Origin of the sequence: Flavobacterium sp. Leaf82, from assembly GCF_001422725.1 — a bacterium.
Taxonomy (GTDB): Bacteria; Bacteroidota; Bacteroidia; order Flavobacteriales; family Flavobacteriaceae; genus Flavobacterium.
In genome coordinates this window covers 96,525-116,803 of sequence record NZ_LMMA01000037.1, presented here as the reverse complement: position 1 = coordinate 116,803, position 20,279 = coordinate 96,525, and the positions used below count along the sequence as shown (strand labels likewise).

The window sequence follows — 20,279 nt, the reverse complement described above, 5'->3', positions numbered from 1 at the left end:
TTCAATCGCAGTATTTCAGTCCCAGTCGCAGTCTCAGTTTACAGTATTCAGTCAAAGTGAGAACTGTAAACTGCGACTGTAAACTGTAAACTGGGACTGTATACTTTTTCTAGAATTCAAGTTTCTTTTTACGAAGCTCGAAGTTTTGACCTAAGTAAACACGGCGAACCATTTCATCTTCGACTAATTCTTCCGGGATTCCTGCTTTCAAAATTCCACCTTCAAACATTAAGTATGTTTTATCAGTGATCGCTAAAGTTTCCTGAACGTTGTGATCTGTAATTAGAATTCCGATGTTTTTATTTTTTAACTGAGCAACAATTCTCTGGATATCCTCAACTGCAACAGGGTCAACCCCCGCAAACGGTTCATCTAATAAAATAAACTTAGGATCTGTTGCCAGAGCACGTGCAATTTCGGTACGACGACGTTCTCCTCCGGAAAGTAAATCACCTCTGTTCGTACGAATATGTTCCAGACTAAATTCTTCAATCAAGCTTTCCATTTTTGCAATTTGTTCTTCCTTAGAAAGTTTAGTCAATTGCAAAACACTCAAGATGTTATCTTCGATGCTTAATTTTCTGAAAACCGAAGCTTCCTGTGCTAAATAACCAATTCCTTGTTGTGCACGCTTGTACATTGGATAATCGGTAATGTCTAAATCATCAAGATAAATATTTCCTGAATTTGGCTTTACCAATCCTACAATCATATAAAATGAAGTCGTTTTTCCAGCACCATTTGGTCCCAAAAGCCCAACGATTTCTCCTTGATTAACTTCAACAGAAATTCCTTTTACAACGCTTCGACCTTTGTAGGTTTTGATTAAATTATCGGCTCTTAGCTTCATTTTTTCAATTGGATAATTAGATAATTAGAAAATGAGATAATTCAAAACTACCTCAAATTCAATTTTATGATTTTATTTGAAAGGCAAAATAAATGTAAAATAATCAATTCGGTAAATCAATTAACAAATTATTGCGTTTCAAAATTTAGAATTTGTATTCCGGAATTCAAGAATTAGAGTATTTCAGGAAATGATCTAATTATCAAATTGGTACATTTTCTAATTAGCAGCTTCTTCTTCCAGAGCTTCCCAGAATTCGTATGCTCTGCGCAAATGAGGTATTACAATTGTTCCTCCAACCAAAGTTGCGATTCCCATTGCTTCCATCATTTCTTCTTTTGTAACTCCTTCTTTATGGCTCGTTTCTAAGTGATATTTTACACAATCATCACAACGTAAAACTGCTGAAGCTACTAATCCTAAAAGTTCTTTAGTTTTTACATCAAGAGCTCCCGGAGCATAAGCATTAGTGTCAAGATTAAAAATTCGCTTTACAATTTTATTATTGTCAGCTAATAATTTTTCGTTCATTTTAGAACGATAGTCGTTAAATTCCTGTATAATATCAGACATTTTCTTTCAATTTATTTTTATAAACAATCCTCGAAATAAGGATACTCACTTCGTAAATAAGCAACATTGGTATCGCAACAATTGTTTGACTCACAACATCCGGAGGAGTTACAATTGCAGCTATGATTAAAATGATTACAACGGCATATTTCCAATATTTTCTCAGGAAATCAGGAGTTACTAATCCTAATTTAGTAAGGAAATAAATGATAATTGGCAATTCAAAAAATAATCCGCTGGCAAGAATACTCGTTTTTACCATTCCCATATAGGAATCTAATGTAAATTGATTTTTTACAACATCACTCACAGAGAACGTGGCTACGAAATTCACTGACATTGGGATTACTACAAAGTATCCAAACAATACTCCTAAAAAGAAAAGCAACGAAGAAGTGAAAATAAATAATTTAGCATTTTTACGTTCTTTCTCATATAATGCCGGGCTAATAAATTTCCAGAGTTCCCATAAAATATAAGGAAAACTCAGGATAAAACCAGCTAAAAGACACATCCAGACAAATATGTTAACCTGTCCTTCCATTTCTGTATTCTGAATAATAAAGTTTAGTTCAGTAATACAAATACTTTCTGCAAAACCCAGTTGATGTGATAAGTCACAAAACCAGACATAAGTAAAAAAAGTAGGTCTTATTGGTCCTAAAATAATCTGATCAAATAAATAATCACTGATAAAATAAGTAACAAATGCCATAATACATATTGCAATTGTACTTCTAACTAATAACCATCTAAGTTCTTCAAGATGGTCTAAAAATGACATCTCGCCAAGGTTCTTTTTTGCCATTATACGATTCCTTCTTTTAAAATGTCATGTAAGTGTAATACTCCTTTGTACGCTCCGTTATCTGAAACAATAAGCTGCGTAATAGAAAAATCTTCTAAAATATTCAAAGCGTCAACCGCCATGGTTTCTGAAGATACTGATTTAGGATTTTTTGACATAATATCTTTTGCCGTTAAGTCAGCAATAGTATCTACGTCATTTAGCATTCTTCGGATGTCTCCGTCAGTAATAATTCCTATAATTTTTTCATTTTCGATTACGGCTGTTACACCTAATCTTTTTTCAGAGATCTCAAAAATAACTTTTTTAACTGAAGTATCCGGAGTAACCTGAGGTTTTAATGAATGCTCGATCATATCTTTTACACGAAGTAATAGTTTTTTTCCTAAAGCGCCGCCCGGATGATAAACCGCAAAATCTTCAGGTTTAAAATCACGCATTTCCATCAAACAAACTGCAAGAGCGTCACCCATAACAAGTTGCGCTGTTGTGCTGTTTGTTGGTGCCAGATTTATAGGGCAAGCTTCCATGTCAACAGTTGTGTTCAAAACGTAGTCTGAACCTTTGGCAAGTGATGAAGTTATATTTCCTGTAATGGCAATTAAAATATTTCCAAAACGTTTTAATAACGGTACTAAAACTTTTATTTCAGGACTGTTTCCGCTTTTAGAAATACAGATAATGATGTCTTCTTTCTGAATCATTCCCAAGTCGCCATGAATAGCTTCTGAGGCGTGGAGAAACATAGATGGCGTTCCGGTCGAGTTAAAAGTAGCGACCATTTTTTGAGCAATGATTGCGCTTTTTCCGATGCCCGTAACGATCAATCTGCCTTTTGTTTCGTAAATACGTTGGGTTGCTTCGTAGAAATTTTCATCGAGAAAATCAATTAGCTTTGTAATTGCTTCACTTTCAGAGAGTATGGTTTTTTTGGCGATCGCCAATATATTTTCTTTTGTGATCAAAACAGAATATTTAAAATTTGTATGTATAAAAGAAAGTTGTATCTTTATGTGTTGCAAATTTATACAAAATACCATTAATATAAAGAATGAATTCAAACGAAATTGAAATACACAAGGAATTAAAGAAGTATTTCGGCTTTAGCCAATTTAAGGGTTTGCAGGAGCAAGTCATTACGAGTATATTAGGTAAAAAGAATACATTCGTAATTATGCCTACTGGCGGTGGAAAGTCTCTTTGTTATCAATTACCCGCTTTAATTCAGGACGGAACAGCAATTGTTGTTTCTCCTTTGATTGCTTTGATGAAAAACCAGGTTGATGCAATCAGAAGCCTTTCTTCAGAAAACGGAATTGCGCACGTGTTAAATTCCTCTCTCACAAAAACAGAAATCGCACAAGTAAAAAAAGACATTACTTCTGGCTTGACAAAACTTTTGTATGTAGCGCCGGAATCTTTGACAAAAGAAGAATATGTGGCTTTTTTGCAAAGTGTACCAATTTCTTTTGTGGCTATTGATGAAGCACATTGTATTTCAGAATGGGGTCATGATTTTAGACCCGAGTATCGAAATCTGAAAAATATTATCAAACAATTGGGACAGGTGCCAATTATTGGACTTACCGCAACTGCAACACCAAAAGTTCAGGAAGATATTCTTAAAAACCTCGACATGTCTGATGCAAATACTTTCAAAGCATCTTTCAACAGACCAAACTTATACTACGAGGTTAGAACAAAAACTAAAAATATAGAATCGGATATTATTCGATTTATCAAACAACATAAAGGCAAGTCCGGAATTATTTATTGCTTAAGCCGTAAAAAAGTCGAGTCGATTGCCGAAGTTTTACAAGTAAACGGGATCAGCGCGGTTCCTTATCACGCAGGTTTAGATGCTAAAACACGAGCCAAACATCAGGATATGTTTTTGATGGAAGATGTAGACGTAGTTGTAGCAACAATTGCCTTTGGTATGGGAATTGACAAACCAGACGTTCGCTTTGTAATTCACCACGATATTCCAAAATCACTAGAAAGTTATTATCAGGAAACGGGCCGTGCAGGACGTGACGGAGGCGAAGGACATTGTTTAGCCTACTACTCCTATAAAGATGTAGAAAAGCTGGAGAAATTCATGTCCGGAAAACCAGTAGCAGAACAAGAAATTGGTTTTGCATTATTACAAGAAGTCGTGGCTTACGCCGAAACCTCAATGTCGCGACGAAAATTCTTATTGCATTACTTTGGAGAAGAGTTCGACAGCGAAACCGGAGAAGGAGCAGATATGGACGACAACGTTCGTAATCCTAAAACTAAAGTCGAAGCGAAGGATCAGGCAGTTAAATTACTTGAAATTGTTCGTGACACCAAACATATATATAAGTCAAAAGAAATTGTCTTTACATTAATAGGTAGAATAAATGCTGTAATTAAAGCACATAAAACAGATACACAATCCTTTTTTGGTTCAGGTTCAGACCATGACGAGAAATATTGGATGGCATTATTGCGACAAGTTTTAGTGGCAGGATATTTATCTAAGGATATCGAAACTTATGGCGTTGTAAAAATCACAAAAGAAGGTTTGAACTTCATTAAAAATCCAGTTTCATTTATGATGTCAGAAGATCATGAATACAATGAATCTGAAGATGAAGCAATCGTAACCGCTGCAAAATCATCAGGAACTGCTGATGAAGTTCTAATGGGAATGCTTCGTGAACTGCGTAAAAAAGTGGCCAAGAAACTGGGAGTTCCTCCGTTTGTTGTTTTTCAGGATCCTTCTCTTGAAGATATGGCTTTAAAATATCCAATTACTTTAACAGAGCTGTATAATATTCATGGTGTTGGTGAAGGAAAAGCCAAAAAATACGGTAATGATTTCGTGACCTTAATTAGTCGTTATGTAGAAGATAACGATATTATTCGTCCAGATGATTTAGTAGTGAAATCTACCGGAGTAAACTCGGCAAATAAATTATACATCATCCAGAATATAGATCGAAAATTACCATTGAGTGATATTGCTTCTGCAAAAGGACTTTCGATGGATGCTTTGATCAAAGAAATGGAAATGATCGTATATGCAGGAACCAAACTTAATATTAAATATTGGGTAGATGATATGCTTGACGACGATCAGCAAGAAGAAATTCATGACTATTTCATGGAATCAGAATCAGATAAAATCGAAGAAGCTCTTAAAGAATTCGATGGCGATTATGATATTGATGAATTACGCTTAATGCGAATTAAATTTATTAGTGAAGTAGCGAATTAGAAAAGTTTACAGTCTCAGTTTACAGTTTACAGTTTACAGTTTTTTGCTGAGACTGAAAACTGAGACTGCGACTTAAATTTATTCTCAGTACATAACTGTAAACTGCTACTGAGAACTGTGATTTTTTCATTCCTCATATACTTCCCCGCGATGCGGTTTCAAAGCATCCCTTACCTGGATCATATTTTCATCAGTTACTACCATAAAAGCAGTAGCATGCATATCGTTTATGATTTTAAATCCTGTAATATTCAAAGGCAATTTTTCTATTGCGATATATTCTTTTAAATGAATTTCATGATGCTCGGCTGTTTTTGCCGAAGCCGGACCACGAAAATCCCAAATCAGTTTTATTTTTCTAGACATTTTTTTTTAGGTTAATTCCGAAACTTCGGAACAGAGTAACAAAGGTACAAAGTCTATTTTGAAAAAAAGGTTCTAAGGTTCTGAGTTTTTTTTCTGTAGAGACGCACTGCAGTGCGTCTAAAAGTTCTTAAAAGAAATCTTTTTAATTGAAATAATCTGTGGCTAAAAATAAATATTGAAGATTTTGAGGAGAAAAGTTGCTACATATTAACCGCAAAGTGCGCTAAGATTTAATTTTTCTTTACGCATAGAAAACACAAAGTTCGCAAAGCTAGATCAACACAATCTCGATAGCTATCGGGATTGCGAACTTTGTGTGTTTGTAAAACCCAGCCTTTAAAAAAAACTTAGCGCACTTTGCGGTTAATTATATAAAGTCAGTTCAAAATAGTATTTTTGCATGTTCTTTTCATAAAAAGAAAAGCTAATTGAATAAAAAAAATAAAATGCCAAGAGAACTTTTACTTCAGGTAACTCCGGAAATAGCTGCAAACGAATTGTTGCTAAAAGACTATTTGTCTAAACAAATAAAGGTTTCTCCTAAGGAAATTCAACATATATCTATTTTAAAACGATCTATTGATGCGCGCCAAAAAGCGATAAAAATCAATCTGAAAGTAATCATCTATTTACAAGGAGAACCTTTTCAGGAAACTAAAATAGAGCTACCTATATATAAGGATGTTTCTTCGGCTCAGGAAGTAATTGTGGTTGGAGCAGGTCCGGCAGGACTTTTTGCAGCACTGCAATTAATAGAATTGGGTTTAAAACCAATTGTGTTAGAACGGGGAAAAGATGTTCGTGGCCGTCGTCGTGATTTAAAAGCAATAAATGTAGAACATATCGTAAACGAAGATTCTAATTATTGTTTTGGTGAAGGCGGAGCAGGAACTTATTCTGATGGAAAATTATATACGCGTTCTAAAAAACGTGGAGATGTAACCAGAATCTTAGAACTTCTGGTAGCTTTTGGAGCTTCTGAAGATATTTTGGTAGAAGCACATCCGCATATCGGAACCAATAAACTGCCTAAAATTATTGAAGATATCCGAAATAAAATCATTGAGTTTGGTGGTCAGGTTTTGTTTGATACCCCTGTAACAGATATTTTGGTAAAGAATAATGAAGTTGAAGGAATCGTTACTCAAAACGGAGACAAGATTCTGGCGAATAAATTGATCCTTGCAACCGGACATTCGGCGCGTGATATTTTTGAGTTATTAGACAAAAAGAAAATATTTATCGAAGCTAAGCCTTTTGCGTTAGGAGTTCGTGCAGAACATTCTCAGCAATTAATAGATAGTATTCAATATAGTTGCGATTATCGTGGCGAACATTTGCCACCGGCGCCATATTCTATAGTAAAACAAGTTAATGGTCGCGGAATGTATTCGTTCTGTATGTGTCCGGGTGGTGTAATTGCTCCTTGCGCGACAAGTCCGGGCGAAGTAGTTACAAACGGTTGGTCGCCATCTAAACGTGATCAGGTAACGGCAAATTCAGGAATTGTAATCGAATTAAAATTAGAAGATTTTAAACCTTTTGCAAAATTTGGTGCTTTGGCTGGAATGGAATTTCAAAAAAGTATCGAACAAAAAGCATGGCATTTGGCGGGAGAAACCCAAAAAGTCCCTGCACAACGAATGATCGATTTTACTCAAAATAAAGTTTCTGCTGATATACCAAAAACGTCTTATGTTCCCGGAACAACTTCGGTAGAAATGGGAGAAGTTTTTCCCGGATTTTTATCTCAGATATTACGTGAAGGATTTAAGGAATTTGGAAAATCAATGCGTGGTTATTTGACCAATGAAGCGATTTTACATGCACCGGAAAGTAGAACATCATCTCCGGTTCGTATCCCGAGAGATCCAATAACTTACGAACATTTGCAAATAAAAGGTTTGTATCCTTGCGGAGAAGGAGCAGGATACGCTGGCGGAATTATATCTGCAGCCATAGACGGCGAAAAATGTGCTTTGATGATTGCCGAAACTTTAAAATAATATATCATTATGAAAAACTTCTTTTCTAATCTCTTTGGTAGAAACAATGACCCAAAATCAATTGTTTCTTTTGATATTATGGATGCTATTTATACGTATTTATATAATGAAGAAAATAAAATTGAATTTAAAATGAAAGGAGTTCACGACAGTATATTGGTGAATTTATATTCATTTCCGGGTTCATTTGATTATGAAGAAGCACAAAATGAAATTAAAAAAGCAGGGTTTAAAAATGCTTACGAAGTTTTAAACGAGTTGTATGCAAAACTTAATATTGGCGCAATTTCCGAAGCGCAGGTAGAGGAGGGGTTAGAATTTGATTATATTCATTTTCAGTTTTATACAGAGCCAACTCCGGAAGCTAAAAAATACCTGAAACATGTATTGCATAATTTTGTAATCTTTTTTTGTTGTACCAATAGTCTGGAAACAAACGACTTTAAAATGCTTTATAATAATAGTTATTTTCTGGATTATACAAAAGGAATACTGGATACAGAATCTATTGATATAAAAGATCCTAAAAATGATACTCAGAAAATTGGATTCAAAGAATTTGAAAGAGTTTTGCAGGGTATTTGTCAGTATTTGCAAATAGAACTACCGGAAACTATTGAACTTCCTTCGCAAGAAAATCTGTTGCCGGAAGATGTTGAGGTTACTCGGGAAACTTTTGAAGAGTTTATAAAATTGGTTTCGAGAGGAGATGTCGACGAGAAATTAGTTCAAAAGCAATCAAAGAAACTTTTAAAGAATTTTAAAAAAGAAGCAAAAGAATATCACGAAATAGTTCAGGGACAATGGGATTTTTTTGAAAGTATCGATGCCTGGAACAGCGATTGGAAATTTGATCCGGAAGATGCTGAATATTTTATCTCTGAAATGATTGGCGAAGATCTTAATTTCGAATATCCGGAAGAAACTTATAGTCATGATTTGTTTCCTTATATTCAGTCGGCTTTAGAGAAACGAGGTTTTGAACTAATGAGTTACGATACGCACGGAGATAATTATTTGTTTTTTGTAGCGAATAAAAGTGATGTTGCCAGAATTTTAGAATTATCTGAATTGACAAAGATTGAAATTAATCAGTTATAGAATTTACTGTTTAAAACAATCGCCACGAATTCACGAATTTTATTTTAAATAATTCGTGAATTCGTGGCGAAAAAAAAATATAGGATTTATATTATTACGGAATCAGGATTATTTTTCCGGTACTTTTTCGGCTTTCCAGATAATCGTGCGCTAGTTTTCCTTCGGATAATTTGAAAGAAGTTGGTTCTGAAAGTTTGATTTTTCCTTCGATAATCCAAGTGAATAATTTATTGGCTCTTTTTGTTCTTTCTTCTTTTGAGTTTAAATAACTCCATAAATCTCCACCGGTTAAGGTTTTTGAAGTATCCATTAACATTCTTGGATTTACAGGTTCAGGATCTCCGCCCGCCATTCCAAAAAACACGACTTGCCCGCATTCTTTTGTGACTTCAAAACTATCTGTTAAAGTGCTTCCAATGCTGTCGTAAACAACGTCAACACCTTTTGGGATTGTTTTAAAAATATCTGATTTCCAATCTTCATTATATAGAAAAACATGATCAGCGCCTTGTTCGATCGCAACTTTTGCTTTGTCTGAAGATGAGGTTAAACCGATGACATTTGCACCTAACAATTTGATGATTTGAGTTAGAATCTGACCAACTCCGCCCGCAACGGCATGAATTAATACTGTTTCGCCTTTGGTAGTTTTATGACTGTCGGTTGCTAAATAATGCGCGGTTAAACCTTGTAATAAAACTGAAGCTGCAGTTTCAAAAGAAATAGCATCAGGTAACGGGAGAACGTGATTTATATTTACGGCAACTAGCTCTGCATTCGCAAAAGGAACATCGGCGAAAGCCACACGATCCCCAACTTTATATTCCGGATGATTGTTTGGGTCAACAACAATTCCTGCGCCTTCATAACCTGCAATAAAAGGTGGATTCCCTTTTAAGTGATAATTTCCTTTTCGTCTGTAAACATCGGCAAAATTTAACCCAATGGCTTTCATTTCGACCAGGATCTCATCGCTTTTTAATTCAGGATTTGGAATTTCGATATATTCTAAAACATCAGAATTTCCGAAAGAAGAGAAGGTAAGTGCTTTCATTTTAATTTAATTAAGGAATACAAAGTACGTGAAAATTCGTTTTCGGTTTAAAACTTTTTATAGCCGCCAATTAGTAGGATTAAAAAGGTTTTTGCTGCGAATTTCACAAATTAGCACGAATTAATTGGTGTAGATTAGTGAAATTCGTGGCGAACTTATGTGACAAAAAATAGTTTAGATTTTAGGAAATTTCATTTCGTTGAAAGTGCTTTTTTGCGAAGCTAGTTTTTCAATATCCTGCCATTTTCTTGGAGATTCTGCAGAGAGATTTTCGTATGAATCTTTTGTAATGGCAAGATCATCTTCGATACGAACCCCAATATTCCACCACTTTTTATCGCATTTGCTATTTGCCGGGATATAGATTCCGGGTTCAACCGTAAGAACCATATTTTCTTTTAGATTTCCCATATAATTACCTTTATCATGAACATCAAGACCAAGAAAATGCGAACAGCCATGCGGATAATATATTCTAACATCTTTAGGATCTGTAATAATACCCAATTTTATTAATCCGGCAGCGATGACTTCTTTTGATTTTTGGTTTAGATTCTGGATTGGGGTTCCTGGTTTGCAAATTTTAAAAACTTCTTCCTGAGCTTCGTAGACCAATTGATAAATGGCTTTTTGTTCTTCGGTAAATTTTCCGTTTGCCGGAACTGTTCTCGTAACGTCAGCAGAATAACCGTGATATTCAGAACCTACATCCATCAACAATAACTGATTATCGATTTTTGTGCTGTTATTTTCTCCGTAATGCAAGATGCATCCGTTTGCACCTGCGCCTACAATTGGCGGATATCCTTCGCCTTCGGCACCATAATGTCTGTGTATATATGCGTGAATTCCGTCAGCTTCATTTTCGCTCATATCCGGACCAACAGCTTTCATTACTTCGTTGTGCGCGATGCAGGAAAGTTTTACAGATTTACGAAGCAAATCCATTTCTTCTGGGGTTTTTATTTCTCGAAGTGAATTGGTGATGTCTGTAAATACATCGACAGAAGTTTTATTTTCGTTTGTGATTCCGGCTTTGTTCTTAAAACTTTCTAATAAACCATAGAGATCAAATCCACTTTTGTCGTTGCCAATATCAGTAGGGATTTTATCATAAATAATGGTGTCAAATTTTTTAAAATCAATAGCAAAGTCCTTAAAATCTTTTCCGTTATAAACCGTTGAGAAACCTAATTTAGATTTTGCAGCTTCAGCTCCTAAACGTCTTCCTGTCCAGGTTTCTTTTCCGGCGTTTCTTTCTCGCACAAAAAGCACTTCGTTGTATTTTTCTGAGCCTTGTGATTCCTTAAAAAGTACTAAAACGGCATCTGGCTCTTTATAACCGGAAAGATAATACAAGTCAGGATTTTGATGATAATTATAATTTACGTCTTTAGAAAAAACTCTTTCAGGATATGAAAAAATTACTGCAACAGAATTTGCCGGCATAAGGTTTCTAAAAGCTTCGCGACGGCCTTTATGAAATTCTTTCGAAAGGTAATCTGTTGGAAGGTTTTGCTGTGAATGAACCTGATTTACGGTGATTATGAGAATAAAGAATAAGAATAATTGCTTCATTTTGTGGTTTTTGATTGATTGTGGTCGCAAATTACAAAAAATATGAATTGCTATTAGATAAAAAAATAGCCACAAATTTTACAATTTTGTGCGAATATTATGTTCAATACATAAAAATATAATCAATCCTAATTGATGAATTCAGAAATAAAAGACATAAAAAAACCGTCCATTTTCATGGACGGCAACTTATTACTACTATTATTAACCAGATAAAGTACTATTATTTCTTTTTTAATTTGTCTTTAAAGACTTTCTCGAATTTTTCGATTTTAGGCTGAATTACCATTTTGCAATAAGGCTGATTTTTATTATTTGCATAATAATTCTGATGATAATCTTCGGCTTTATAAAATGTTTTAAAAGGCTCAACTTTTGTCACAATCGGACTGTTGTATACTTTTGCTTTGTTTAATTCAGCAATAATACTTTCAGCAGCTTTTTTTTGTTCGGCATTTTTATAAAAAATCACAGAACGATATTGTGTACCAACATCTGCGCCTTGACGGTTTAATGTTGTTGGATCGTGAACGGTAAAAAAGACTTGAAAAATTTCATTGATATCTGTTTTCGTTTTATCATATGTAATCTGAACTACTTCGGCGTGACCGGTTGTTCCTGTACAAACTTCTTCATATGTTGGGTTGGCAACCTTACCGCCGGAAAAACCCGAAACTACAGATTTTACTCCGTCTAGATTTTCATAAACTGCTTCAACGCACCAATAACAACCTCCGCCAAGTGTAATAGTTTCAAGGTTTGAACCGCTTTTTGATTTATCGTTTTGTGCAAATCCATTTAGGGATAATGCCAGAATGCAAATTAGAACTATATTTTTCATTTGTATGTTTTATTTAGCGTCAGGAACAAAATCAAGTGCGATCGAGTTCATGCAATATCGTTTTCCGGTAGGTTCAGGTCCGTCATCAAAAAGGTGTCCTAAATGTCCGCCGCAGCGACCGCATAAAGCTTCAATTCTTTCCATTCCCAGAGAATTATCGTTTTTATAAACAACACTTTTTTTATTGTCTTGTTCAAAAAAACTTGGCCATCCGCAGCTGCTGGCAAACTTTGCGCCGGAGCGAAAAAGTAAGTTCCCGCATGATGCGCAATAATAAGTTCCTTTTTCGTCTGTATTCCAGTATTTTCCTGTAAAAGGTCTTTCGGTATCTGCATTTCGCATTACGTCATAAACATCTTCCGGTAGTACTTTTTTCCACTCTGCATTCGTTACATTTAACTTAGTAGTATCTGTATTCGAGTAATAAGGATTTCCGGGTTTGCTGATTTTGTTTTCCATAACGATTGTTTTGGTGTTTTGTTTTTTTGCATTTTGTCCGCATGCCTGCAAAATGAAAAGCGGGATTAAAAAGCAAAGGCTAAAGATTTGGTTTTTTGTTTTCATTGTTTTTGAGTGCTTTATTCTGTGATTTCAAAGATACAACGAGATTTTGCCTTGAAATTACGTGAATTGTTTAATTGAGAATTTTTTAAGTATGTTTTAACTTTTCTTTATTTACGTAGAATAGCTGGTTTTAGTTTTTAATGCTTGTTTTCTAAAGGTTTTTAAATGATGTAAGGTTTTCAATTCATTGAAAATTAAAGGATTGAAAAATCGTTGACTCGTTAAACTTTTCACAATCTCTGTTAGGATTTTAAAGCCATTTCTTTTTTCGTATTTTTGTTTGATCAATAAGCCCTATGATAGAAGAAAACGTAATATTAGTAAACCAAAACGATGAGCAAATTGGCTTAATGCCAAAATTAGAAGCACATGAAAAAGCAGTTCTGCATCGCGCTTTTTCGGTTTTTATTTTAAATGACAAAAATGAAATAATGCTGCAGCAACGTGCCCGTCAAAAATACCATTCACCTTTACTCTGGACAAATACATGTTGCAGTCATCAGCGCGAAGGAGAAACAAATATTGAAGCCGGAAGCAGAAGATTGTTTGAAGAAATGGGTTTTAAAGCGGAATTGAAAGAACTCTTTCATTTTATTTATAAAGCTCCTTTTGATAATGGCTTGACAGAACATGAACTCGATCATGTTATGATTGGGTATTATAACGATAATCCGGCCATAAATTTTGAAGAAGTCGAAGACTGGAAATGGATGAAAATTGAAGATGTAAAAGCGGATATTGAAAAACAACCTGAAATTTATACCGTTTGGTTTAAAATAATATTTGATGAATTTGATCATTATTTAGAAGATCACAAGATTTAAAAGATTAAAAACTTTAACCCCAGACTAACCAACCACAAATGAGAGTAACCATATCAAGAAAAGCACATTTTAATGCTGCACATCGATTGCACAGAAAAGATTGGACATTTGAAAAAAACGATGCTGTTTTTGGAAAATGTAATAATCCCAATTTTCATGGTCATAATTATGGTTTAACAGTAAGTGTTACAGGAAAAATTGACCCGGAAACTGGTTTTGTTTTAGATGTGAAAGTATTAGCGGATATTATTCACGACGAAGTGGAGATTCCGTTTGATCACAAGAATCTGAATCTGGATGTTCCGGAATTTCATGATTTGAATCCAACGGCAGAAAATATTGCTGTTGTGATATGGAATAAAATTAAAAAAAGAATTCATCCCGATTTTGACTTAGAAATCGTGTTGAATGAAACGGACCGCAATTTTGTAACTTATAAAGGAGAATAATAAATGTCACTAAAAATAGGAGATATAGTTCCCAATTTTACTGCAAAAGATAGTCATGGAGAAGTTTTTGAAAGCCAAAGTGTTTTGGGGCGGAAACCTCTAGTGATTTATTTTTACCCAAAAGATAATACGCCCGGATGTACAACTGAAGCCTGTAGTTTTAGAGATCAATACGAAGATTTTAAAGACCTTGGAGCAGAAGTTATTGGTATAAGCAGCGACAGCGTAAAGTCACATCATAAATTTGCCAACAAACATCAATTGCCTTTTATTTTGTTATCTGATCAGGATAAAAAATTACGACACCTTTTTGGGGTTCGTGATACTTTATTTGGACTTTTACCAGGAAGGGTAACTTATGTTATTGATAGAAATGGTGTTGTAATATTGATATTTGATAGTATGAATGCCGGAAAGCACATTGCTAAGGCGCTCGAAACTGTCAAAGAATTAGTACTTTAGAATACTAATATCAAATAGATATAAATTAATAAAACATATTAGCCTTAAAACGATGAGCTTAAAATCATACCCTTTGCAATTTGAACCCATATTGAAAGATAGAATCTGGGGAGGAGAAAAGTTAAAAACAATTCTTAATAAACCAATTACGTCTAAAATTACCGGAGAAAGCTGGGAGTTGTCAACAGTAGAAGGAGATGTTAGTATTGTTTCTAACGGAGTTTTGAAAGGAAAATCATTGATGGGACTTATCGACGATATGCCAAACGAAATTCTGGGAACTAAAGTTTATGAACGCTTTGGAAAACAATTTCCGTTGCTTTTTAAATATTTAGATGCCCACGAAGACTTGTCGATACAAGTACATCCAAATGATAAGTTGGCAAAAGAACGTCATAACTCTTTTGGTAAGACTGAAATGTGGTATGTAATGCAAGCTGATACTGATTCGAGGATTATTGTAGGTTTTAAGGAGAATTCAAGTAAAGAAGAATACCTTAAACATTTAAATGATAAAACATTAGTTTCGATTTTAGATGATGTAAAAGCAAAAGCGGGAGATGTTTTCTTTTTAGAAACCGGAACCGTGCACGCAATTGGTGCAGGATTAGTTGTGGCAGAGATTCAGCAAACATCAGATATTACGTATCGTTTATATGACTTTGATCGCAAGGATGCGCAAGGAAATACTAGAGAACTTCATGTAGATTTAGCGCTCGACGCTATAAACTATAATAAGGTAGAAACACAAAAAAAATACGAGACAAAAGCAAATGTTTCTAATGTAGTTGTTGATTGTCCTTATTTTACCACAAATTTTATTCCGCTTGAAGATAAAGTTGAGGTTGCTAAAACAGGAGAAACTTTTACAGTTTATATGTGTATCGAAGGAAGTTTTGAAATTGAATTTGAAGGATTCAAGCAATCGTATAAAAAAGGAGATACGGTTTTAGCTCCGGCTGAGATAAATGCATTTGTTTTGAACGGAAAAGCTTCAATTTTAGAAATTTACATTTCATAGCACTTAATAAAAAGATTATGTGTACTTTTGCAGTCGCAAATTAAAATAAAAATAAAATGGCAAACGTTAAAAATTTAAAGAAAGACATCAACTTCGTATTAGGAGATATTATTGAGGCAATTTACTTATTCGAAATGTCTACAACAGGAAATCCTACTCCAGAAACGAATGCTTTGATCGATCAGGCTATCGCTGCTTTTGATACTTTGATCACAAAAGTGAATGCTAAGAACGTTGAAAACAAAAAAGCGCACTTCAAACAAATCAATGTTGAATTGGAAGAAACTGCTAATCAATTGATTGCTAAAATCAACGAATTGTAAGCAAAAAAAAGTATAAAAAAGTGCAAATTTATTTTGGTAAAACGAAAAACCGCTTTATATTTGCACCCGTAATGAGTCGCCAGCGTAGCTCAGTTGGCTAGAGCAGCTGATTTGTAATCAGCAGGTCGTGGGTTCGAGTCCCTCCGCCGGCTCAACAAAAACCATCACTTACAGTGGTGGTTTTTTATTAAAATAAGCAGTAAATTTATTTTGGAAAATACAAAAATCCACTTTATATTTGCATCCGTAATGAGTCGCCAGCGTAGCTCAGTTGGCTAGAGCAGCTGATTTGTAATCAGCAGGTCGTGGGTTCGAGTCCCTCCGCCGGCTCAACGTAAAACCATCACTTTTTAAGTGGTGGTTTTTTTTTGCTTTATATTTTTTCATAAGCAAAAGACAGAAGGTCAAAAATAACATACGGTTATAAGAATCTGAATTTTTTAATTTAGATTTTTGTAACCGTATTTTTCTTATGTTTGTTTCTTAACCAAAACATATATTATACAAATGGAAGAAAATTCAGTATTTGAAAAATTTGAGTTGCAGCTCGACCTATCTGCAAAAGAGTTTTTAAAAGAAACCGCAAAATGGACCTATTTTTTATCAATTTTAGGGTTTGTGGGCATTGGGCTTATTATGTTAATCGCCGTTTTTGCAGGAACGTTTTTCGCAGCAATGGGAGCAGCTATTCCCGGAGCAAACGCAATGGGAGGTTCTTTTGGCGTAGTAATGGGTATAGTGTATTTTATTATTGGGGCAATCTATTTTTTTCCGGTTTATTACTTATTTAAGTTTGCATCTAATGCAAAAAAAGCTTTCAGGGATAATGATACTGAAGCATTGACAAGTTCTTTGGGATATTTAAAATCGCATTACAAATTTATCGGGATTTTTATGCTTGCCATTTTGGTACTATACGGATTAATATTTGTACTTGCTATTTTTGGAGCATTATTAGGAAGGTAAGGAGAATAGATTTCAAACGCTGTAAAAATCTTTTTTATGGCCTTTATTGGAATTTGCTATAAAACAAAAAAGTCCTGAGATTCTCAGGACTTTTTTATTTATATAAAGATGTATCTTATTTTGATTGCTCTTTTTTGATGTCACCAACATACTTCGTTAGTTTTTTTCCGTAAAGTGATTTTGCTACTTTTGGAGTCATAGATTTTTGAATAGTATCCAGAAATTTAATATTGATGTCATAAATCTCAGATAAAGCAATATAAGGTGCTATTTCGTGATCTTTATTGTTAAGGGCAAAGTTTGTAGCGTACAAGTATTTTCTTTTAATGTTAGACTCTTGTTTTACATTAATGCTGTCAATTGCTTTTTGATCTTGTCTTTTGATAGCTTTAAATTTTGACTCGACCATAGAAAGGCTTTCGTCATTAAAACGAGAATTTATTTTTTTGTATTCTTCGTATAACTCCTGATTTTTAGATCCTGTAATTTTTGCTCCATAGATAAAATTATCTAAGTTGGTGTCTATATTTATATTTCCCGGTTCAGCAAAAAATAAAATATTGTTGTCGAATGAGTTGGTTACACCACGATCCAGATATAAGTAAAGAACTTCTGGAGATTCGAGTTTTATGTCGCTTTCAAAAGCAGAATTTCCGTCTATTTTAATTGTGTCAATTGCAACAAGAGAAGTATCAACGATTCTTTGAATATATAAAGTTCCGTTTTTTAATCCTTTTATATTTCCTGTAAGGTGCAAGCTGCCAGTTGATTCTTTTTTGCTACAAGATACTAGTACTGCGAGTGTAACAAAAGCAATAAGTGATTTTTTCATTGGTTTTTTAGATTTTGCTGCAAAATAAAGAAAATAGTTTGAATGTAATGATGTCGTGTTTAAATTTTGCGAAAAATAAATCCCAATCTATTTCTAAATTGGGATTCATAAATTTTATTAAAATGATCTCATTACATCACTAAATTATACGAAGTTCCGTTTTCGTTTGTATACGTGTATTTGCTATCACAATCATTATCACCATAATCTACAACACCGTTTAGTATTCCGCCCTGAACTTTTAGTCTGCCTTTAGAAATAAATTCACAAGAATATTTTTTAATCAGTGATTCCTGAACGGTCAATGTTAGGGTTTCTCCGTTTTGTGCAGTAACAGTATGAGTTCCTTCGGGCATTTCGTAAATATTGTCATCAAGAACAAATGGGGTTGATACGCCAGCAGTTTGTTTTATAGTAACAATTCCTGAATTTAGATAAACTCTTCCTGCAAGATCTGTAAATTTTCCGTTAGTTACTTTTCTGCTAAATTGTGGTACAGTTGCAATAGTTGTAGTGTTTACATATTCAATTGTTCCTTCCAGTTTTATTCCGGTAATAGAGTAGTCTATTCTTTCTATGGTCATTTTGCTTCCTGTAGTAGTAATTGGTCCGGAAAATGTAATTTTTAGTTTGCCCTTTTTTACTATTTGATTGTCTGCACAACCAGCAGTTCCATAATCTACAGTAAATACTTTTGGGTAAGAATCTGCACTTTGTTGTGTTACGGTTACGGTGCCGCAAATTCCGCTTATATTTTCGGCTGATTTTAATGTAGATGAAGTTTTTGATGAAACTAATAATCCGGTTTTGATATCCATCTCGGTAGTGGCATCAATTGCAATTGAGGCTCCAATAGAATTTACATCTGCCTGATTCGTTTTGTTATCTTCATTGTTAGAACAAGAAATATAGGTAAATCCTGTTGCACAAATGGTTAGTAGTAAAATGATGGTTTTTTTCATGGTAGTTTTGGTTTTATGTTAGTATTAATAGGTGTTCAAATTTAATAAAAAAAGTGAGCGTAAATAAAAAAAATCCTGTAGGCTCTGCCTACAGGATTTAGAACGTATTTTTATGTGATAATGTTTTACAAACGTATAGTTTTTTTAACTGTTTTATAATATTTGCTTTTCTGCTTTTTTTTTAAACCGGATATTTATTTTCCTTTTTTCAAAACGCTCTTTAAATTCTTCTTTAGGCATTATGTAGGTCAAGTAAGTAATTACGTTATGTTCATACTCTTTTTGGGTTGGTTCTAATATTATATAACCATCATTTCCAACATTTACCATAATAGTTTTTTCAATTCCTTTATAATTGAAAACAGGGATTGGATTTTCTTTTGTGCCATACTTTGGATTTGCTAAATCATCTTTATTTACAGTTATAAAAATTTCTTTGTTGTCTAATATTCTTCGAATTATTTCAAATTTTGACTGTCCATATTGAAATAAAAAATCAAAGACTGTTACTGCAAAATATTTTTTATTTTCTTGACTATAGCATATTAATTTGTCCATTGCTCCGTTATTAGAACCTGAGCGACTATAAGATGCTAAATAGCTGCCTGATTTAAAAGTAATACCATAGATCTTTCCTTTTTCTTCATATTCTGATATTTTAATTTTAATTTCAACAGAATTATTAATATAGCTTTGATAATATTTTTTGCCTTCATTTCTATTTATCGAAAATGTGCTATAAAAATGAAGCATCACAGGAAATAAGACAAAACTGCCTATGAACCAACCAATGTAATTTTTGTAATTGATCATATTTATGCGTTTTTTGCTATTACACTTATTTTTAAAATGCGATATTTATTTTCCCTTCTCAAAACGCTCTTTAAACTCCTTTGCCGGCATTACATAAGTGAGGTAATTAATAACATTGTATTCATATTCTTGCTGAGTGGGTTCTATAATTTGCCATCCTTCTGCTCCTACGGATACACCTAGTGGTTTTTGACTTCCTTTGTAGCTAAAAACATGAATGGGATTTGTAATAGTGCCATAATCAGGATTATTATATTCGTAAATATCTACCATTATACATATATCTTTACCGCTAATTACTGCGTTTTGCCCTGCAGTAAGAGATTGATCTGGCAAATCAAAACGCATAATTTTAAAATATTTTTGTGTATAACTGTCCTCAAACGTATAATCCCTACTTCCTCCCATTATTCCTTTATAGCCAATAGTATACTTTATATAGTGAGTATGACCAAATTCCTCATCAAAATTTTTATCTTCTACCTTTACTTTAATTTCTCTAGATGTTTTTATGTAATTTTTATAATAATTATTTCCATTGTTTTCCCAAAGAAAAAAATAATTTATAACGCCATTGATAATAGCAATTACTGTTAATATTGATATTAGACCTATGAAATAATTTAAAACGTTCTTCAT

General features: G+C 33.7%; 22 protein-coding genes and 2 tRNA genes. 11 read left to right on the top strand and 13 right to left on the bottom strand.

The window, feature by feature from the left end; all coding sequences use genetic code 11:
* Nucleotides 1-109: 109 nt before the first annotated feature.
* The 4 genes from lptB to ASF10_RS23560 form a co-directional block, all read right to left on the bottom strand.
* Nucleotides 110-850: an LPS export ABC transporter ATP-binding protein gene (gene lptB, locus ASF10_RS23575; RefSeq protein ID WP_056255108.1), complete on the bottom strand. Its 741-nt coding sequence runs from the start codon at nucleotides 848-850 to the stop codon at nucleotides 110-112.
* Between the two features lie 219 nt (nucleotides 851-1,069).
* Entirely contained in the window at nucleotides 1,070-1,423 is a 354-nt protein-coding gene (locus ASF10_RS23570; protein ID WP_007803834.1) for a carboxymuconolactone decarboxylase family protein, read from the bottom strand.
* Entirely contained in the window at nucleotides 1,416-2,231 is an 816-nt protein-coding gene (gene tatC, locus ASF10_RS23565; protein ID WP_056255105.1) for a twin-arginine translocase subunit TatC, read from the bottom strand. The genes ASF10_RS23570 and tatC overlap by 8 nt, the downstream gene beginning before the upstream one ends.
* A complete protein-coding gene (locus ASF10_RS23560) occupies nucleotides 2,231-3,196 on the bottom strand; it encodes an SIS domain-containing protein (protein WP_056255257.1) in 966 nt (321 codons plus the stop codon). Before ASF10_RS23560 ends, tatC begins: the two co-directional genes overlap by 1 nt.
* An 86-nt stretch (nucleotides 3,197-3,282) precedes the next feature.
* On the opposite strand from ASF10_RS23560, the gene recQ reads away from it, so the two are divergent.
* On the top strand, nucleotides 3,283-5,478 hold the full coding sequence (gene recQ / locus ASF10_RS23555) for a DNA helicase RecQ (protein WP_056255104.1): 2,196 nt from the start codon (nucleotides 3,283-3,285) through the stop codon (nucleotides 5,476-5,478).
* A gap of 126 nt (nucleotides 5,479-5,604) precedes the next feature.
* Here the strand turns inward: recQ and ASF10_RS23550 are convergent, their stop codons facing one another.
* Nucleotides 5,605-5,844 (bottom strand): hypothetical protein, encoded by a 240-nt coding sequence (locus ASF10_RS23550; RefSeq protein WP_056255101.1) that lies wholly within the window; start codon nucleotides 5,842-5,844, stop codon nucleotides 5,605-5,607.
* A 446-nt stretch (nucleotides 5,845-6,290) separates the two neighbouring features.
* Between ASF10_RS23550 and ASF10_RS23545 the strand changes: the two genes are divergently transcribed.
* Nucleotides 6,291-7,850, top strand: coding sequence for an NAD(P)/FAD-dependent oxidoreductase (locus ASF10_RS23545; RefSeq protein WP_056255253.1), 1,560 nt, complete (start codon nucleotides 6,291-6,293; stop codon nucleotides 7,848-7,850).
* 9 nt (nucleotides 7,851-7,859) lie between these two features.
* On the top strand, nucleotides 7,860-8,951 hold the full coding sequence (locus tag ASF10_RS23540) for a hypothetical protein (RefSeq protein WP_056255098.1): 1,092 nt from the start codon (nucleotides 7,860-7,862) through the stop codon (nucleotides 8,949-8,951).
* A 94-nt stretch (nucleotides 8,952-9,045) separates the two neighbouring features.
* Here ASF10_RS23540 and ASF10_RS23535 read toward each other — a convergent pair whose 3' ends face one another.
* The 4 genes from ASF10_RS23535 to msrB form a co-directional block, all read right to left on the bottom strand.
* The gene (locus tag ASF10_RS23535) at nucleotides 9,046-10,005 is read right to left on the bottom strand and encodes a quinone oxidoreductase family protein (RefSeq protein ID WP_056255097.1); all 960 of its coding nucleotides are present in this window, start codon (nucleotides 10,003-10,005) and stop codon (nucleotides 9,046-9,048) included.
* Between the two features lie 174 nt (nucleotides 10,006-10,179).
* Nucleotides 10,180-11,583: an aminopeptidase P N-terminal domain-containing protein gene (locus tag ASF10_RS23530; RefSeq protein WP_056255094.1), complete on the bottom strand. Its 1,404-nt coding sequence runs from the start codon at nucleotides 11,581-11,583 to the stop codon at nucleotides 10,180-10,182.
* Nucleotides 11,584-11,806: 223 nt separating this feature from the next.
* Complete coding sequence (gene msrA, locus ASF10_RS23525; protein WP_198529624.1) at nucleotides 11,807-12,424, bottom strand: peptide-methionine (S)-S-oxide reductase MsrA; 618 nt, start codon at nucleotides 12,422-12,424, stop codon at nucleotides 11,807-11,809.
* Nucleotides 12,425-12,433: 9 nt separating this feature from the next.
* Entirely contained in the window at nucleotides 12,434-12,988 is a 555-nt protein-coding gene (msrB, locus tag ASF10_RS23520) for a peptide-methionine (R)-S-oxide reductase MsrB (RefSeq protein ID WP_056255091.1), read from the bottom strand.
* A 296-nt stretch (nucleotides 12,989-13,284) separates the two neighbouring features.
* Between msrB and idi the strand changes: the two genes are divergently transcribed.
* From idi to ASF10_RS23480, 8 genes are all read left to right on the top strand, one after another.
* Entirely contained in the window at nucleotides 13,285-13,812 is a 528-nt protein-coding gene (gene idi / locus ASF10_RS23515) for an isopentenyl-diphosphate Delta-isomerase (protein WP_056255088.1), read from the top strand.
* 38 nt (nucleotides 13,813-13,850) lie between these two features.
* Complete coding sequence (locus tag ASF10_RS23510) at nucleotides 13,851-14,261, top strand: 6-carboxytetrahydropterin synthase (RefSeq protein WP_056255086.1); 411 nt, start codon at nucleotides 13,851-13,853, stop codon at nucleotides 14,259-14,261.
* A 3-nt stretch (nucleotides 14,262-14,264) separates the two neighbouring features.
* Nucleotides 14,265-14,723: a peroxiredoxin gene (locus ASF10_RS23505; protein ID WP_056255084.1), complete on the top strand. Its 459-nt coding sequence runs from the start codon at nucleotides 14,265-14,267 to the stop codon at nucleotides 14,721-14,723.
* 52 nt (nucleotides 14,724-14,775) lie between these two features.
* Nucleotides 14,776-15,744, top strand: a complete 969-nt coding sequence (locus ASF10_RS23500) for a type I phosphomannose isomerase catalytic subunit (RefSeq protein ID WP_056255081.1) — start codon at nucleotides 14,776-14,778, stop codon at nucleotides 15,742-15,744.
* Nucleotides 15,745-15,800: 56 nt separating this feature from the next.
* Nucleotides 15,801-16,067 (top strand): hypothetical protein, encoded by a 267-nt coding sequence (locus ASF10_RS23495; protein ID WP_026982865.1) that lies wholly within the window; start codon nucleotides 15,801-15,803, stop codon nucleotides 16,065-16,067.
* A gap of 78 nt (nucleotides 16,068-16,145) precedes the next feature.
* A tRNA-Thr gene (locus ASF10_RS23490) sits at nucleotides 16,146-16,219 on the top strand.
* Between the two features lie 104 nt (nucleotides 16,220-16,323).
* Nucleotides 16,324-16,397: transfer RNA gene (locus tag ASF10_RS23485), tRNA-Thr, on the top strand.
* Between the two features lie 177 nt (nucleotides 16,398-16,574).
* Complete coding sequence (locus ASF10_RS23480) at nucleotides 16,575-17,033, top strand: DUF5362 family protein (RefSeq protein WP_056255079.1); 459 nt, start codon at nucleotides 16,575-16,577, stop codon at nucleotides 17,031-17,033.
* A gap of 115 nt (nucleotides 17,034-17,148) precedes the next feature.
* Here the strand turns inward: ASF10_RS23480 and ASF10_RS23475 are convergent, their stop codons facing one another.
* The 4 genes from ASF10_RS23475 to ASF10_RS23460 form a co-directional block, all read right to left on the bottom strand.
* A complete protein-coding gene (locus tag ASF10_RS23475) occupies nucleotides 17,149-17,865 on the bottom strand; it encodes a DUF4369 domain-containing protein (protein ID WP_056255075.1) in 717 nt (238 codons plus the stop codon).
* 131 nt (nucleotides 17,866-17,996) lie between these two features.
* The gene (locus ASF10_RS23470) at nucleotides 17,997-18,827 is read right to left on the bottom strand and encodes a hypothetical protein (RefSeq protein WP_056255072.1); all 831 of its coding nucleotides are present in this window, start codon (nucleotides 18,825-18,827) and stop codon (nucleotides 17,997-17,999) included.
* Nucleotides 18,828-18,980: 153 nt separating this feature from the next.
* A complete protein-coding gene (locus ASF10_RS23465) occupies nucleotides 18,981-19,640 on the bottom strand; it encodes a hypothetical protein (RefSeq protein WP_056255069.1) in 660 nt (219 codons plus the stop codon).
* A 45-nt stretch (nucleotides 19,641-19,685) separates the two neighbouring features.
* Nucleotides 19,686-20,279, bottom strand: coding sequence for a hypothetical protein (locus ASF10_RS23460; RefSeq protein ID WP_056255067.1), 594 nt, complete (start codon nucleotides 20,277-20,279; stop codon nucleotides 19,686-19,688).

Bases quoted from the DNA above. Each gene is read 5' to 3' on its own strand.
- idi (WP_056255088.1), top strand. From the start codon at position 13,285: ATGATAGAAGAAAACGTAATATTAGTAAACCAAAACGATGAGCAAATT.
- msrA (WP_198529624.1), bottom strand. From the start codon at position 12,424: ATGAAAAATATAGTTCTAATTTGCATTCTGGCATTATCCCTAAATGGA.
- ASF10_RS23470 (WP_056255072.1), bottom strand. From the start codon at position 18,827: ATGAAAAAAACCATCATTTTACTACTAACCATTTGTGCAACAGGATTT.
- msrB (WP_056255091.1), bottom strand. From the start codon at position 12,988: ATGAAAACAAAAAACCAAATCTTTAGCCTTTGCTTTTTAATCCCGCTT.
- lptB (WP_056255108.1), bottom strand. From the start codon at position 850: ATGAAGCTAAGAGCCGATAATTTAATCAAAACCTACAAAGGTCGAAGC.
- ASF10_RS23570 (WP_007803834.1), bottom strand. From the start codon at position 1,423: ATGTCTGATATTATACAGGAATTTAACGACTATCGTTCTAAAATGAAC.
- ASF10_RS23500 (WP_056255081.1), top strand. From the start codon at position 14,776: ATGAGCTTAAAATCATACCCTTTGCAATTTGAACCCATATTGAAAGAT.
- tatC (WP_056255105.1), bottom strand. From the start codon at position 2,231: ATGGCAAAAAAGAACCTTGGCGAGATGTCATTTTTAGACCATCTTGAA.
- ASF10_RS23475 (WP_056255075.1), bottom strand. From the start codon at position 17,865: ATGAAAAAATCACTTATTGCTTTTGTTACACTCGCAGTACTAGTATCT.
- ASF10_RS23540 (WP_056255098.1), top strand. From the start codon at position 7,860: ATGAAAAACTTCTTTTCTAATCTCTTTGGTAGAAACAATGACCCAAAA.
- ASF10_RS23545 (WP_056255253.1), top strand. From the start codon at position 6,291: ATGCCAAGAGAACTTTTACTTCAGGTAACTCCGGAAATAGCTGCAAAC.
- ASF10_RS23480 (WP_056255079.1), top strand. From the start codon at position 16,575: ATGGAAGAAAATTCAGTATTTGAAAAATTTGAGTTGCAGCTCGACCTA.
- ASF10_RS23465 (WP_056255069.1), bottom strand. From the start codon at position 19,640: ATGATCAATTACAAAAATTACATTGGTTGGTTCATAGGCAGTTTTGTC.
- ASF10_RS23535 (WP_056255097.1), bottom strand. From the start codon at position 10,005: ATGAAAGCACTTACCTTCTCTTCTTTCGGAAATTCTGATGTTTTAGAA.
- ASF10_RS23460 (WP_056255067.1), bottom strand. From the start codon at position 20,279: ATGAAGAACGTTTTAAATTATTTCATAGGTCTAATATCAATATTAACA.
- ASF10_RS23495 (WP_026982865.1), top strand. From the start codon at position 15,801: ATGGCAAACGTTAAAAATTTAAAGAAAGACATCAACTTCGTATTAGGA.
- ASF10_RS23510 (WP_056255086.1), top strand. From the start codon at position 13,851: ATGAGAGTAACCATATCAAGAAAAGCACATTTTAATGCTGCACATCGA.
- recQ (WP_056255104.1), top strand. From the start codon at position 3,283: ATGAATTCAAACGAAATTGAAATACACAAGGAATTAAAGAAGTATTTC.
- ASF10_RS23550 (WP_056255101.1), bottom strand. From the start codon at position 5,844: ATGTCTAGAAAAATAAAACTGATTTGGGATTTTCGTGGTCCGGCTTCG.
- ASF10_RS23530 (WP_056255094.1), bottom strand. From the start codon at position 11,583: ATGAAGCAATTATTCTTATTCTTTATTCTCATAATCACCGTAAATCAG.
- ASF10_RS23505 (WP_056255084.1), top strand. From the start codon at position 14,265: ATGTCACTAAAAATAGGAGATATAGTTCCCAATTTTACTGCAAAAGAT.